Below are 251 nucleotides of genomic sequence, written 5' to 3'. Positions count from 1 at the left end.
CCAGCCATCCTCATTGTTGGTGAAGAGTGCGATACGCCGTGCCGGTTTCGCGGCATAGCGGTTGATGTAGCTGCGCATGGCGGACGCCATCATCACGCCCGGCGTGTCGTTGCCGGCAAAGACGATGGGACGTTCGAGCGCGCCGGCCGCGACGACGCAGCGCTTGGCGACGATCCGCCACAGCCGCTGCCGCACCTGATGCTCCGGCGGTACAGGAAGATGGTCGTTGACGCGTTCGATCGCGCCATAGG

General features: G+C 65.3%; 1 protein-coding gene. It reads right to left on the bottom strand.

Annotated elements, in window-relative coordinates:
- Positions 1-251: hypothetical protein (locus tag P9217_RS30295; protein ID WP_278088341.1), on the bottom strand; the 251-nt coding region annotated here is incomplete at both ends.

Origin of the sequence: Mesorhizobium sp. WSM4989 (assembly GCF_029625795.1) — a bacterium.
Taxonomy (GTDB): Bacteria; Pseudomonadota; Alphaproteobacteria; order Rhizobiales; family Rhizobiaceae; genus Mesorhizobium.
The sequence above is the reverse complement of the archived record's forward strand: the minus strand, read 5'-3'. Positions and strand labels throughout refer to the sequence as shown.